This is a genomic window from Novilysobacter selenitireducens, assembly GCF_020026895.1.
Lineage (GTDB): Bacteria > Pseudomonadota > Gammaproteobacteria > Xanthomonadales > Xanthomonadaceae > Lysobacter_C > Lysobacter_C selenitireducens.
In genome coordinates this window covers 359,208-372,876 of sequence record NZ_JAINZW010000004.1, presented here as the reverse complement: position 1 = coordinate 372,876, position 13,669 = coordinate 359,208, and the positions used below count along the sequence as shown (strand labels likewise).

At 69.8% G+C, this 13,669-nt stretch carries 12 protein-coding genes; 7 read left to right on the top strand and 5 right to left on the bottom strand.

Features of this window, described 5'->3' with window-relative positions; translation table 11 throughout:
- Positions 1–362: 362 nt before the first annotated feature.
- Positions 363–1,685, bottom strand: a complete 1,323-nt coding sequence (locus tag K6753_RS10900; protein ID WP_223676461.1) for an alpha/beta fold hydrolase — start codon at positions 1,683–1,685, stop codon at positions 363–365.
- A 131-nt stretch (positions 1,686–1,816) separates the two neighbouring features.
- On the opposite strand from K6753_RS10900, the gene K6753_RS10895 reads away from it, so the two are divergent.
- The gene (locus K6753_RS10895) at positions 1,817–3,151 is read left to right on the top strand and encodes an erythromycin esterase family protein (RefSeq protein ID WP_223676460.1); all 1,335 of its coding nucleotides are present in this window, start codon (positions 1,817–1,819) and stop codon (positions 3,149–3,151) included.
- Positions 3,152–3,158: 7 nt separating this feature from the next.
- On the top strand, positions 3,159–5,765 hold the full coding sequence (locus tag K6753_RS10890; protein ID WP_223676459.1) for a cation-translocating P-type ATPase: 2,607 nt from the start codon (positions 3,159–3,161) through the stop codon (positions 5,763–5,765).
- A gap of 273 nt (positions 5,766–6,038) precedes the next feature.
- On the opposite strand, the gene K6753_RS10885 is transcribed toward K6753_RS10890, so the two are convergent.
- Together K6753_RS10885 and gntA are read right to left on the bottom strand one after the other, a co-directional pair.
- Positions 6,039–6,653 (bottom strand): DUF1989 domain-containing protein, encoded by a 615-nt coding sequence (locus K6753_RS10885; RefSeq protein WP_223676458.1) that lies wholly within the window; start codon positions 6,651–6,653, stop codon positions 6,039–6,041.
- Positions 6,646–7,401, bottom strand: coding sequence for a guanitoxin biosynthesis heme-dependent pre-guanitoxin N-hydroxylase GntA (gntA, locus tag K6753_RS10880; RefSeq protein ID WP_223676457.1), 756 nt, complete (start codon positions 7,399–7,401; stop codon positions 6,646–6,648). The genes K6753_RS10885 and gntA overlap by 8 nt, the downstream gene beginning before the upstream one ends.
- 340 nt (positions 7,402–7,741) lie before the next feature.
- Between gntA and K6753_RS10875 the strand changes: the two genes are divergently transcribed.
- The 4 genes from K6753_RS10875 to K6753_RS10860 all read left to right on the top strand — a co-directional run bounded on the left by K6753_RS10875 (position 7,742) and on the right by K6753_RS10860 (position 10,943).
- Complete coding sequence (locus tag K6753_RS10875; protein ID WP_223676456.1) at positions 7,742–9,178, top strand: MBL fold metallo-hydrolase RNA specificity domain-containing protein; 1,437 nt, start codon at positions 7,742–7,744, stop codon at positions 9,176–9,178.
- A 73-nt stretch (positions 9,179–9,251) separates the two neighbouring features.
- Positions 9,252–9,902, top strand: coding sequence for a BON domain-containing protein (locus K6753_RS10870; protein WP_223676455.1), 651 nt, complete (start codon positions 9,252–9,254; stop codon positions 9,900–9,902).
- 30 nt (positions 9,903–9,932) lie between these two features.
- Positions 9,933–10,706: an SDR family NAD(P)-dependent oxidoreductase gene (locus K6753_RS10865; RefSeq protein WP_223676454.1), complete on the top strand. Its 774-nt coding sequence runs from the start codon at positions 9,933–9,935 to the stop codon at positions 10,704–10,706.
- A 33-nt stretch (positions 10,707–10,739) separates the two neighbouring features.
- A complete protein-coding gene (locus tag K6753_RS10860; protein ID WP_223676453.1) occupies positions 10,740–10,943 on the top strand; it encodes a dodecin family protein in 204 nt (67 codons plus the stop codon).
- Between the two features lie 66 nt (positions 10,944–11,009).
- On the opposite strand, the gene K6753_RS10855 is transcribed toward K6753_RS10860, so the two are convergent.
- Both K6753_RS10855 and K6753_RS10850 read right to left on the bottom strand, forming a co-directional pair.
- A complete protein-coding gene (locus K6753_RS10855; RefSeq protein WP_223676452.1) occupies positions 11,010–11,573 on the bottom strand; it encodes a hypothetical protein in 564 nt (187 codons plus the stop codon).
- A complete protein-coding gene (locus tag K6753_RS10850; RefSeq protein WP_223676491.1) occupies positions 11,570–12,058 on the bottom strand; it encodes an RNA polymerase sigma factor in 489 nt (162 codons plus the stop codon). The genes K6753_RS10855 and K6753_RS10850 overlap by 4 nt, the downstream gene beginning before the upstream one ends.
- Positions 12,059–12,223: 165 nt before the next feature.
- Here K6753_RS10850 and K6753_RS10845 point away from each other — a divergent pair, with 165 nt between their 5' ends.
- Positions 12,224–13,669, top strand: a complete 1,446-nt coding sequence (locus K6753_RS10845; RefSeq protein WP_223676451.1) for an amidohydrolase family protein — start codon at positions 12,224–12,226, stop codon at positions 13,667–13,669.

Sequence of the window (13,669 nt, the reverse complement as noted above, 5' to 3'; positions counted from 1 at the left end):
TGGTAGAAGCCAGAAAGGCGATCAGGGTCTTTGGCGTAGATGAAGATGCCGGCGCGAGCTGGTGCGGACACGATGACTCCAAGCTATGAAATTAATCTGCGGCGAAGGCTCTTGTGCGGCCTAACACTAAGTAGACCCCAAAAACGGGGTGTTAAAGGACATGGAGATCAAGGTCGCTTCCGAACAAGCGCCCGAAAACGTTAGGCCGAACAAGCAGTTGCCCCATCTCCACAATTCTCTCCAGCCCCGCCCTCCCCGGCAAAGGCGGCACATTTGCAGTGATACGTTTTATCACGGCACGTCCGCAGTGTTATCTCGCTGTCCCCAAGTGCGAGCGATACGCCAGACGGATCGCGTCCGCCTCATGCGGAACGAGCGACCTCCAGCCTCGCTCCCAACACCCGATCCAACCACTCCCCTGCCCTCACCGCCACCTGCTCTAAAGCCCCCGCCTCCTCGAACAGGTGAGTTGCACCCGGCACCAGCGCCAGTTCGCTGGGGCCGCGCAGGTACTGGCGCGCGGCCTGGTTGAGGCGGAGCACGTCGGTGTCGGCGCCTCCGACGATCAACAGCACGGGGCTCTGCACCTGGGACAGCGTTTGCGGGCCGGCCAGGTCGGGGCGGCCGCCGCGTGAGATGACCGCCTTGATGATGTCGGGCCGTGCCGCTGCCACGCCGAGCGCGGCGGCGGCGCCGGTGCTGGCGCCGAACAGGGCCATGGGCTGGTGGCGGTCGGCCTCCAGCCACGCCCAGTCGACGGCGGCCTGCAGGCGGCGGGTCAGCAGCGGGATGTCGAAGCGCACGCGCGGGTCGCGGTCCTCGGCGGGCGTGAGCAGGTCGAACAGCAACGTGGCGTAGCCGCGCCGCTGCAGGGCATGGGCAACGTACTGGTTACGCGGGCTGTGGCGGCTGCTGCCGCTGCCGTGGGCGAACACCACCAGACCGCGCGGCGCAGCCGGGGCGACCAGCTCGCCGTCCAACCGCGCGTCCCCGGCATCGACATGCACCGCGTACGACGGCGGCGGCCCGGCGACGTGCGGGTGCGCGCTGCGGTCCAATGCCTTGAGCACTTCGCTGTCGTGGACGCTTTCGAAGTGCTGGTAGTACATGCCCACCGCGCCGAACGGCCGTGGCGCATGCAGGCACACCACCTCGTCGCATAACGCGTGCACGGCACGCAGGGCATCGCGCGAACCCACCGGCACCGCGCACACCAGCCGCGCGGGTTTGTGCGCGCGCAGCGACCGCAGCGCCGAGAGCATGGTGGCACCGGTAGCCAAGCCGTCGTCGACCACGATGACGGTGCGTCCGGCGGGGTCGATGCCACGCTGGCCGCCGCACCAGGCTTGCCGACGCTCGCGGATCAGCTCCCATTGGCGGTCCGCTTCCATGCGCACGTAGGCCGGGCTCGCGCCGGACCAGCGGGCGGCTTCATCGTCCAGCATGACGTGGCCGTCCTCGTCGACGGCGCCGATGGCGAACTCCGGGTTGTCGGGCGAGCCCAGCTTGCGCACCAGCACCACGTCCAGCTCGCCGTCCAGCGCGTCGGCGATCAGCCGGCCCATCGGCACGGCGCCGCGCGGGATGGCCAGCACCAGCGGCCGCGTGCCCTTGTAGCCCTGCAGCGCCCACACCAGCCGGCTGGCGGCTTCGTTGCGGTCGGCAAACGGCAGTCCGGCTTCCATTGCGGTGCCCTCCACGGCGTGGCCTGTGGTGAGGCTGCACCCGCCCGCACCACGGCGGATTGACCTGCATCAACCCATCGTCAACGGCCGCGCGCCAGCATCGGCCCCGTTCCAGCAGGCACGGAGGCCCCATGCACCGCACTGCCGCTACCGCCGAACAGCGCATCCATGACGCCGCCCAGGTGCTGGACGAGTCGCCACGGGACTTCGACGCGCTGATCGAGCGCGCACGTGGCCGCTGCTTCGTCCTGCTGGGCGAGGCCAGCCACGGCACCGACGAGTTCTACGGGCTGCGGGCGGCCATCACCCGGCGCCTGCTGGAGGAGCTGGGCTTCGACGCGGTTGCGGTGGAAGGCGACTGGCCTGACACGCTGCGGCTGGATGGTTACGTGCGGGGGCAGTCGGCAGACACGCTGGACGGGGCGTTCGGCGATTTCCAGCGCTTCCCGACCTGGATGTGGCGCAACACGCGGGTGCGCGAGTTCATCGATTGGCTGCACGGCCACAACGCGGCGCGCTCCGTGGTGGACCGCGTGGGCGTCTACGGGATGGACGTCTACAGCCTTTACCGCTCAGCCGAGGCCGTGATCGGCTACCTGGAGGGTGTCGACCCCGAGCAGGCGCGGCTCGCGCGGCACGTGTACGCGTGTCTGGATCACATCGAGCGCCCGCAGGACTACGCATGGGAAAGCGCGCGCGGCCTGCGCCCGGACTGCCGCGAAGGGGCCGTCGCCTTGCTGGTGTCGCTCCTGTCGCGCGCGCCGCAGTACCTTGAATCCGACGGGCGCGAGGCGGCCGAGGCGCTTTTCCATGCCGAGCGGAATGCACACGTCGTGCTCAACGCCGAGCGCTACTACCGCGAGATGTTCGGCGGCCACGTGCACACCTGGAACCTGCGCGACGCGCACATGGTCGAGACGCTGTTCGCCCTGCGAAAGCATCTGCACCGACAGGGTCGTGCCGGACGCATCGTGGTGTGGGCGCACAACTCGCACCTGGGGGACGCCCGCGCCACGGCCATGGGCGAGCGGGGGGAGTGGAACGTCGGTCAGCTGGTGCGCGAGCAGGCCGGCGCCGACAACGCGTTGCTGGTCGGCTTCACCACCTACACCGGCCACGTGACGGCGGCGCGCGACTGGGACGAACCGGCCGAGCGGCGATGGGTGCGACCCGCCCCTCCCGGGAGCATTGAGCACCTGATGCACGCCGCGCGCCGCGACCGCTTCTACCTGGACCTGCAGCACCCGGACCTGCGCGAATCCCTGGCCCCCGCCCTGCCCGAGCGCGCCATCGGCGTGGTGTACCGGCCGGAGACCGAGCGGCAGAGCCACTACTTCGACGCGCGACTGTCGCGGCAGTTCGACGTGATGTTCCACCTGGACGAAACCACGGCGCTGGAGCCGTTCGACATCGGCCGCCACTGGCAGCACCCGGAACTGCCCGACACCTGGCCGTCGGGGTTGTAGGCGCGCGATGCGTCCAGCGTCGCCGGCCCGCAGCGCGCCTGACGACGGCCTGCAGGCGCACGCGTTGCCGGCAGCCGAGGTGCTGCGCATCCTCGCTGCGCACGAGGCCGGGCTGGACACGGCGGAAGCCGAGCGCCGGCTGCTGCGGTACGGGCCCAACCGTTTGCCGCCGCCGCGACGACGCTCGCTGGCGGGCGTGGTGATCGGGCAGTTCCGCAGCCCTTTCATCTACCTGCTGCTGGCGGCCGCAGCGGTGTCGTTCGCGCTGGGCCGGGCGCTGGACGCGGGTTTCATCCTGGTGGTGCTGGCGCTGAACGCCACCATCGGCAGCGTGCAGGAGTGGCGCGCGGAAGTGCACTCGCGCGCGTTGCTGGCGCTGCTGGGCGGGCAGGCCGTGGCGTGGCGCGATGGACAGCGCACCGCGCTGCCGGCCGAGGCGCTGGTGCCCGGCGACGTGGTCGAGCTGGAAAGCGGGCAGCGCGTGCCCGCCGACAGCCGCCTGCTGCACGCCGAGCACCTGCTGGTGGACGAAAGCCTGCTGACCGGCGAGTCGGCGTCGGTGCGCAAGCATGCCGGCGTTGCGGTGCCCGTCGATGCACCACTGGGCGACCGCGCGACCATGCTGCACGCCGGCACCAACGTGCAGGTGGGACGCGCGCGTGGCGTGGTCACCGCCACCGGTCGCCACACCCGCATGGGCCACATGGCCGCCGCGCTGGAGACGCCGCCCACGCCGCCACCGCTGGTACGGCGGATGGCGCGGTTCACGCGGCAGGTGGGCGCGCTGGCGCTGGTGTTGATCGCGCTGCTGGTGGCCACCGAGCTGGGGCGCGGGGTCGATGCCGGACAGGTGTTCCTGCTCGCGGTCGCGCTGGCGGTCTCGGCCATCCCCGAGGGCCTGCCGGTGGCGATGACGGTAGCGCTGTCCATCGCCACCCACCGCATGGCCCGGCGCAACGTGCTGGTGCGTCACCTGCCCGCGGTTGAAGGCCTGGGCGCGTGCACGCTGATTGCCACCGACAAGACCGGCACGCTGACGCTCAACCGGCTGACGCTGGAGCAGGTGTGGAGGCCCGGCACGGGCGCCCTGCCCGCCGGCGACCCGCGCGCGCGCCCGCTGCTGGACGCCGGCTGCCGCGCCAGCGAACCCGCCACGCGCGGCGAGTGCGGCGTCACCGGCGACGCGGTGGACCTGGCCTTCATCGATGCCGCGCTCGACCTGGGTCTGGACGGGCCGACGCTCGCCGACGGGCCGGCGGTGGCGCGCATCCCGTTCGAACCGGCGCTGCGACTGGCCGCCGCGTTCCGGCCGCTACCCGACGGCCTGCATGCGTTCGCCAAGGGCGCCCCCGAGGCGATCCTGCCGCGCTGCACGAACACGACTCCGGACGCGGCCGCCGCCGTGGACGCGATGACAGCCGCGGGCTACCGGGTGCTGGCCGTGGCCAGCGGGCCCGCGGAGGAACCGGGCGAAGCCGCGCTGCAGGGCCTGCGTCTGGAAGGGCTCGCCGGGCTGATCGACCCGCTCCGCCCGGAGGCGCGCGATGCGGTGCACCGGGCGCGCATGGCCGGTATCCGCGTGGTGATGGTGACCGGTGACCACCCGCGCACCGCCCAGGCGATTGCCGCCTCGCTCGGCCTGGCCGATGGAACGCCGCGCGTGGCGACCAGGATGCCGTGGCAGCCATCCATGCCCGATGGCAATGCACTGGCGGACGTGGACGTGTTCGCGCGCACCGAGCCGATGCAGAAGCAGGCGATCGTGCGGGCGCTGCAGTCGGCAGGCCACGTCGTGGCGGTGACCGGCGACGGTGTCAACGACGCACCCGCGCTGCACGCAGCCGACATTGGCGTAGCAATGGGTCGCGGCGGTACGGACGTAGCGCGCGACGCCGCCGACCTGGTGCTGACGGACGACAACTTCGCCTCGATCGTGGCCGGCGTGGAGGAAGGCCGCACCGCCTACGGCAACCTGCGCAAGGTCATCGCGCTGGTGATCTCCACCGGCGCGGCCGAGATCATGCTGATGCTGTGCGCCACCCTCACCGGCCTGCCGCCGCCACTGACGGCGGTGCAACTGCTGTGGCTCAACCTGGTGACCAACGGCATGCAGGACGTGGCACTCGCCTTCGAGAAGGGCGAACCCGACGCACTGGCCCAACCGCCGCGCGCGGCCAACGCGCCCATCTTCGACCGGCCGATGATCGAGCAGGTGCTGCTGGGCGGCGCAACGATGGCCGCGCTCTCGTTCGGGTTGTATGCGTGGGCGCTTGACCAGGGCATCGCCCACCCCGTGGCGCAGGGCCTGGTGCTTTGGCTGCTGGTGTGGTGCGAGAACGCGCACTGCCTCAACTGCCGCTCCGAGCGCCGATCGGCGTTTCGCATCCCGCTGCGCGACAACCGCCTGTTGATGGCCGCCATCCTCGGCACGCAGGCGCTCCAGATGCTGGTGCTGGCCGTCCCGCCACTGCGAGCGGTGCTGGGGCTGGACGGCGTGTCGCTGGTGACCGGGTTGTCGCTCTCGGCGGCGGCGCTGGTGCCGCTGGCGGTCATGGAGGCTTACAAGGCGTGGCGGCGGCGGGCTCACCCTGATGTCGCAACGGCGGCGGCGTGACGCCGGCCCTTGCCGCGCCCGAGCTCCTCGTTTCCTGCCGCTTCGGCGAGAACCTCCTCAGCCGTCATTCCCGCGAAAGCGGGAATCCATGGACACCGCTCTTGGCCATCTCGCACGGATTCTGAATATCAACATCCATGGATTCCCGCCTCGAGGGAATGACGGGAATTGTGAGTCCGCCTCCATCTACGGGACTTGCAAGGCCGCCTTCCCTCGACGGGCTATTGCAAAACTGCCTCCAATCGCGGGACTCGCATGGTCCGCCCCGCGGCATCACCCGCCCTTTCGCACCACCCTGTAATCAATCGGCTTGTACTGGAAGTTGTTCGATTGCCCGGCCGAGCATGCCGTCATTGCCACCACCAGCGGCATGCGTGCACGCAGGCGAATGTGGTCGCCGGGCTTACTCGTGGGCGGCAGCACCGCGATGCGGCCGGTGTCGCCGTCCACGGACACGTTCATGAAAACGTTGAACGCGATCGGCACGCGGTCCACGCCGATGCCGTACGGCGCCAGCGCCATCGCCAGGTTGCCTTCGCAGCCCGGGCGGCCTTCGGTTTCGCCGTAGATGATCGAGAACGTGTCCTTGGAGCACGGCGTCAGGGTGAAGTCGTGCCGCCCGCAGGTGTCCTCGACGATGTCGAACATCACGCGGCTGCGGTTGGAGTACAGCAGGTCGCCCGTGGTCAGCCACAGCTTGGAGGCGTAATCGATGGAACGGCCGGAGGACAGGTACTCGTCCAGGTCGTTGCGGTTGTAGGCGACCAGGTCGCTGACCTGCTGGCCCTGCGGGTCGATGACGACCAGCTCGTCGCCCTCGTCCAGCTCGATAGCCTGGGCCGAACACGGCGAGATGCGGGTGCAATCGTGGGCGACGGCCTCAGTCACGCGGGGCTCCTTTCTTTGGCTGTGCATTGATGGGGTGGAACGGGCATTTCCAATCGGCCTCGACCTTGCGCCCGCTGTACTGGCGCGTCTCCGGCGCGGTGCCGAAATCGGCGAGGTTGGGGTTGATCGAGCCCTGCAGCGCGAGGTCGCGCGCGCGGGTGGCCTTCTGCATCTTTTCGTAGCGGCCGTCCTCGCGCAGGCGGTCGAACTGCACGTGCGAGTTGAACACCATCGCCGGCCACGCGAAGCGCCGCGCGATGCGCGAGGCGTCCGGGTGCAGGCCGATGACGAAGAACGGGTGCCCCGCCATGCTCAGGCTGAACTTCGGGCTGTCGGGGGTGCGGCTGACGCCGTCGGCCCACGCGTTGCCGCGGCGCACGTCCAGCAGGTGCAGGCGCTGCAGCTGCGACCACAGCAACGCCTCGAAGCGCATCTCGTCGGTGTCGGTGGGGCCGTCGAAGATCGCGACGAACGAGTGCACGCCCTTGGAGTCATGAGGCTGCGCGGCGAGGTGCCGCGCGAACTTCGCCAGCCCGTCCAGCAGTGGCGCGTCGTTGCTGCGCTGGCCGAGCGCGCCCAGCTCCAGCGTGCGGATGGCGTCCTGCGCAAGCGCGGCCTTGGAGCCGACGCAGGGGAAGTCTGGGCTCTCGATGTGCTTCAGGAACGCGGCGCTGCGGTCGGGGGAGGTGTCGGTGCGCGCGTCGTCGCGGGTATGTCGGAGGGCGTGGGGAGCGAGCGGTCGCGTCATGCCTCGGCCTTGCACGTGTGCGGGGGAAGGCGCTCCAGACTAGGCAGCCGCAGGTGGGCATACCGTGGAGCGAAGGCGCCAAACGGGCGTTTTTCCTGAACCCTGGCTGTGCCGTGTGCCTTGGTACCCGATTGGGCAAAGCAGCGTGGCGATGCATCGTCACTCTTCCGTAATGTCCGCGTGGCGTCCGGCACGGCGTTGGAACAGCGGGGATTGATCACGATCAAGGCGCGAGCGCACGCGAAGGCGCCTGATGGATGCAACCCGCACCGGAGGCGCCCGTCGTGACCCTGCATCGCCAGCCATTGGACGACCGCACCCAGACCGCGGAATCCGCGCTATGAGTGGCGCCGGCCCACAAAGCGGCTTCACCCTCACCTTTCTCGGCGCCGCCGGCACGGTGACCGGTTCGCGCTACCTGCTGGAGACACCCCAAAGCCGCGTGCTGGTCGATTGCGGGCTGTTCCAAGGCTACAAGCCGTTGCGCCTGAAGAACTGGGCGCCCTTCCCCATCGAGCCGGCCAGCATCGATGCGGTAGTGCTGACGCACGCGCACCTGGACCACGCCGGCTACCTGCCGCGCCTGGTGGCCGATGGGTTCGAAGGCCCGGTGTGGTGCAGCCGCGGCACGCGCGACCTGTGCGGGATCATGCTGCCGGACTCGGCGCGCCTGCTGGAGGAAGAAGCCAGCTATGCCAACCGCATCGGCTCCTCGCGCCACCACCCGGCCAAGCCGCTGTACACCGAGGAAGACGCTGCGCGCGCACTGCGTCGGCTGAAGGTGGTGGAGTTCGGCGCGCACTTCACCCCCGCCCTCGGCTTCATGGCGATGCTGCGCGCGCAGGGGCACATCCTGGGCGCAGCCGCCGTCACGCTGGAGCACGGTGGCACGCGCGTGACCTTCAGTGGCGACATCGGCCGTCCGCACGACCCGGTGGCCATGGCCCCGCAACCGCCTGCGGAAAGCGACTGGATCGTGTGCGAGTCCACCTACGGCGACCGACGCCACGTGCCCGGCTCGCTGCGCGCCGAGCTCAAGCCGATCCTGGCCAAGGTGCTGGCTCGTGGCGGCACGGCGGTGATCCCGGCGTTCGCGGTGGGCCGCGCGCAGGCGCTGCTGCATGTCATTGCCGAGCTGGTGGAAGACGGCGACCTGCCGCCGGTGCCGCTGTACCTCAACAGCCCGATGGCCGCGCGCGTCACCGTGCTGTACCGCGACCACATGGGCGAGCACCGCCTGGACGCCGCCGCGCTGGACCGCATGGACACGCGCGTGCGCACCGTGTCCAGCGTGGAGGAGTCCAAGGCGCTCAACACGCGCAAGGGCGCGAAGGTGATCGTGTCCGCCAGTGGCATGCTGACCGGGGGACGCGTGCTGCACCACCTTCTGGCCTTCGCCGGCGACGTGCGCAACGCGATCGTGCTGTGCGGCTACCAGGCTGGCGGCACGCGCGGGGCCGCGCTCGCACGCGGCGAGCGCCGCATCCGCGTTTACGGCGTGGACGTGGACGTGCGCGCGGAGGTGTTCCAGCTCGACACCGGTTCGGCCCATGCAGACGCCGACGAACTCGTCGCCTGGCTTGATTCCGCGCCGCGGCAGCCGCGCGGCGTCTACCTGACCCACGGCGAGCCCGACGCCGCCGACGCCCTGCGCCAGCGCGTGGAGCGCGAGCTGGGCTGGCCCACGTGCGTGCCCGAGTACCGCGACCGCGTGGACCTGCTGGGGGCGCCACCGGTGCCCTGCCCGCCGCCGCGGCCTGAACACGCGGAGGTTTGACGCCGGTCAATACCGCGCGGCGCCGGTGCGTCTCCACTACGCGCTCCCCCAACCTCCCCCGGAGGACCGTCCCATGAACGACAAGGAGCTCAGGCAACTGGTATTGGACGAGCTGGAATTCGAACCCAGCATCGACTCGGCCGGCATCGGCGTCAGCGCCGAACACGGCGTGGTCACCCTCAGCGGGCACGTGCCCAGCTACACCCAGAAGCTCGCGGCCGAACGCGCGGCGTGGCGGGTGAAGGGCGTCAAGGCCATCGCGCAGGAGATCGAGGTGCGCCTGCCCGGCGATGCCCGTACCAACGACGACGAGATCGCACAGCGTGCCCTCAACAGCTTGGCATGGAGCAGCGCGGTGCCGCGCGATGCGGTCAGGGTCCGTGTCGCCGATGGCTGGGTCACGCTGTCGGGCCAGGTGGACTGGAACTACCAGCGCGCGGCCGCCGAGTCCGAGGTCCGCAAGCTCACCGGCCTGGTCGGCGTCATCAACGACATCGCGCTCAAGCCGGCCGCGCAGGTGGTGGACGTCAAGCAGAAGATCCTGGACGCGCTCAAGCGCCATGCCGAGCTGGAGGCCCGCGACATCCGCGTCGAGATCCGCGAAGGCGGCACGGTGCGTCTGGAAGGCGGGGTCGACAACTGGGACGAGCGCCAGGCCGTGGAACGCGCCGTCTGGTCCGCCGCCGGCGTGCATGCCATCGACGACCGCCTGCACATCGGCTGACGTCATCCCCCTGACCTGACCGGAGCCGCCGTGAACCGCGTCCTGCACAAGACCTGCATCGTCACCGGTGGCGCCGTCGGCATTGGCCGGGCCTGCGTTGAAAAGCTGGCGCACGAGGGTGCGCGCGTGGCGATCCTGGACCTGCAGGAGGAGGCCGGAAAAGCGCTGGCCGCCGACCTTGCCGGACGCGCGATGCCGGTGCGCTACTGGCACGTCGATGTCGGCGACGAATCGCAGGTCGCCAGTGCGATGGGCGAGATTGCCGACGCCTTTGGCGGCATCGACGTGCTGGTCAACAACGCCGGTATCGCCGGTGCCAACAAGCCCACGCACGAGATCACCGAGGCCGAGTGGGACCGCGTGCAGCGGATCAACGTCAAGGGCGTGTTCTTCTGCACAAAGCACGCTCTGCCGCACCTGCGCCGCGCCGGGGGCGGCAGCATCATCAACCTGTCATCGATCTACGGACTGGTGGGCGGGCCGGACGTGCCGCCCTACCACGCGTCCAAGGGCGCGGTGCGGCTCATGAGCAAGACCGACGCGATGATCTACGCACCCGACGGCATCCGCGTGAACTCGCTCCACCCCGGCTACATCTGGACACCCATGGTCGAGCAGCACCTGCGCGACAGCGGCCAGCCGGACATGGAGAAAGGCCGGGCCGACCTGGCGCAACTCCACCCGCTCGGCCGCGTCGGCGACCCCGACGACATCGCCTGGGGCGTGGTGTACCTGGCCAGCGACGAGTCCGCCTTCGTGACCGGCTCGGAGCTGGTGATCGATGGCGGTTACACCGCGCGGTGAGCGCGCGCCGGCAAGCCGAAGGAGAACCGCACCATGAGCGTCGCCAAAGTCATCGAAGTGACCAGCGAGTCCAAGATCGGAATCGAAGATGCCGTGCAGGCCGGCCTCAACAGGATCGCCGAGTCGGCCAATGGCATCCAAGGCGCCTGGGTCAGCGACATCAAGGTGCGAACCTCGCCCTCGGGCCAGATCGACCACTGGCGCGTGTGCATGCGGGTGAGCTTCGTGGTGGAGTGACGCGCGAAGCGGCCAAGGCGCGCGCTCACCCAGGCCTCAACACGTCGCCTGCGCGCAACAACTCGCTCAGTCTTCCACGAGCCTCCGGACCGCGCGGTATTCCCGCATCCACCGCCGACGCAGCGGACGCCCCAGCCAGAGCGTCACGCCCAGGAATGCGCCGGCCATGAGCAGCAACATCAGGCCGGCATCGCGCCACGCATCGCCGGCCAGCAGCCATGTGCCCGCATAGGCCACTACCGCGTACCCGGCCAGCAGCCACACTGCGGTGCGCGCCAGCCAGAGATCGCGCAGGCCGGCCCGCAATTGCGCAAGGCGAAGGCGTGCATAGGCGCTCGCACTCCCGGTGGCGTCCGCGGCATGCCGCCGCGGAGCGCGCAACACGACGGCCCAAGCCACCGGGATGAACACCACGAAGAATGGCAACAGCAACCAATGCGTGGGGCCGAAGCGGCCTGTGAAGAGCGCCTGGCCGAACACCAGCACTGCGAGCAGGGTCAGCACTACCTCCAGGGCACGCAACAGGCGCAGCCGCCACTTGCGTCGGCGGACCTTGCGCACCAGGTCCGCCTGCATCGCGGATGGGACCTGGCCTTGCCACGCACTCTTCATCAGATCGTCGAAGTTCACAGACCGCCCTCCTCTTTGGACAAGGCCTTCAGCCGTCCGCGCGCGCGATGCAGGCGCACGCCCACGTTTTCCAGGGTGACACCCAGCATGTCCGCGATCTCCTGGTAGTCGAATCCTTCCAGCTGCAGCATCAGCACCTGCCTCAGGTTGAGTGGCAACGTGGCCAGCGCCTCGAACAGCCACTGCGTGCGGGCGCACGCGGTGGTCGTGGCCGGGTCCGGCACGTCGTGTTGTGCAGCGTCGAACGAAACGGGTGACGGCATCCGGGCTTCAGCGCGCACGTGGCTGGCGCCCAGGTTGTGTGCGATGCGCAGCACGAACGGCAGCAGCATGTCAGGGTCGCGCAGCCGGGGAAGGCTTTCCCATACGGCGAGCAACACCTCCTGCAACAGCTCCTCGCGCATCGCGGGATTGAGCTCGTACCCGCACACGGCGCGCCACAGGTGGGGATGGAAGTTTTGTACCTGCGGCCAGAGTGGATGCATGCGGTTCGAGTGCGCGGCTTTTGTCGTCAATGAGGGGACCCAGCACTCTTCAGTCGGGGCATGGGGCTCGTTTCTTACACCGCGAAAAAAAATAATTGTCGCGTAAGAAATCCAGCGTCGGTAGCGACTCAGGAGGCAAACCCACTCGATAAGGACGCACCGACGATGCGACGCCCCCTTGCCAAACTGATGCTCCCCTCGGCCCTGGCCTGCGCACTCACCCCTGCACTCGCCAGCCCGCCGGCCGCCAACGGTGCGTTGGCGCTCGACAATGTCCACGTCGTCGACGCCGAACACAACCGCGTCGGCGAGCGCAGCTGCGTCCGCGTGCAGGACCGGCGCATCAGCCTCATTGCTGCGGCAGGCGATGCCGCCTGCCGGCGTGGCGCGCACGTGCTCGACCTGGAGGGCCGCTACCTGACACCCGGCCTGATCGACATGCACGCCCACCTCACGCTGGGCCCGATGGAGATGAAACGCGAGCGCGGTCGCGCCGTGCTGCAGGCCCTGCCCGATGACGCGATCGCCGAGCACAACGCGAACCGGCTGGTGGCCTTCGGCGTCACCACGCTGCGCAACCCGGGCGGCGACCTGGAGGCGGCCGGCCGCTACGAATCACGGCTGGCCGCCGGCGAGCTGGTGGGCCCGGAAGCGTTCAACGCCGGTCCGGTCATCAACAACGCGGAGCTTCCGGGCCTGGCCGCCGCAGCACGCACGCCCGAGGACATGCAGGCGGTGGTGCGCGCGCAGGTCGAGGCGGGCGCGGACTGGATCAAGCTCTACACCGGCCTGTCGCCGGAGCTGCTGAGAGCCGGCATCGACGCTGCGCACGCGCAGGGTCGTCCCGCTGTCGCGCACCTTGAAAGCATCGCGTGGCCCGACGCACTGGCGATGGGGTTGGACGGCATCGTCCATCTCATGCCGTTGAGCCCCGACCTGCTGACGCCTGGGCAACGCGCGGCCTGGCAGTCCACCGCGCGCGGCGGCACGTACTCGTTCTTCGAGTGGTGGGAGCACTTCGACCCCGACGGCCCCCAGGCCGACCGGCTGGTGGCCGCGTACCGGCAGTACCGCCCCGTGTTCGACGCCACGCTGGTGGCCTTCCATGCCGCCTTCGTGCAGGACCAGGACAACCCGTACAAGGACGACGCACGTCGATACGCCCACCCCCGGCTGCTGTCGCATTGGAACGAGTGGTTCACCTTCGCCATCGGCTGGCAGCCCGAGGACTTCGAGCGTGCCCGCGCCGTCTGGCCAAAGGTGCAGCGCATGGCCGCGCGCCTGTACGCCACCGATGCGCGCATGACGCTCGGCACCGACATGAGCAACCCGTGGATCGCCCCCGGGATCAGCCTGCATCGCGAAATGGAGTTGCTGGCCGAGGCCGGCGTACCCACCGCGCAACTGCTGCTGGCCGCCACCCGCAATGCCGCCGACGCGCTGGGCGCGGGCGACCGCATCGGACGGGTCGCGCCGGGCTTCGAGGCCGACCTGGTGGTGCTGGACGGCAACCCGCTCGACGACATCGCACATACCCGCGACATCCATGCCGTCGTGCTCGACGGCCGCCTGCTCACCACCGACGCACTCAACCAGTTCAAGGGAGAATGA

Coding starts and splice junctions, on each gene's coding strand:
- K6753_RS10900 (WP_223676461.1), bottom strand. CDS start 1,685: ATGGAAGCCGGACTGCCGTTTGCCGACCGCAACGAAGCCGCCAGCCGG.
- K6753_RS10895 (WP_223676460.1), top strand. CDS start 1,817: ATGCACCGCACTGCCGCTACCGCCGAACAGCGCATCCATGACGCCGCC.
- K6753_RS10890 (WP_223676459.1), top strand. CDS start 3,159: ATGCGTCCAGCGTCGCCGGCCCGCAGCGCGCCTGACGACGGCCTGCAG.
- gntA (WP_223676457.1), bottom strand. CDS start 7,401: ATGACGCGACCGCTCGCTCCCCACGCCCTCCGACATACCCGCGACGAC.
- K6753_RS10875 (WP_223676456.1), top strand. CDS start 7,742: ATGAGTGGCGCCGGCCCACAAAGCGGCTTCACCCTCACCTTTCTCGGC.
- K6753_RS10870 (WP_223676455.1), top strand. CDS start 9,252: ATGAACGACAAGGAGCTCAGGCAACTGGTATTGGACGAGCTGGAATTC.
- K6753_RS10860 (WP_223676453.1), top strand. CDS start 10,740: ATGAGCGTCGCCAAAGTCATCGAAGTGACCAGCGAGTCCAAGATCGGA.
- K6753_RS10850 (WP_223676491.1), bottom strand. CDS start 12,058: ATGCATCCACTCTGGCCGCAGGTACAAAACTTCCATCCCCACCTGTGG.
- K6753_RS10845 (WP_223676451.1), top strand. CDS start 12,224: ATGCGACGCCCCCTTGCCAAACTGATGCTCCCCTCGGCCCTGGCCTGC.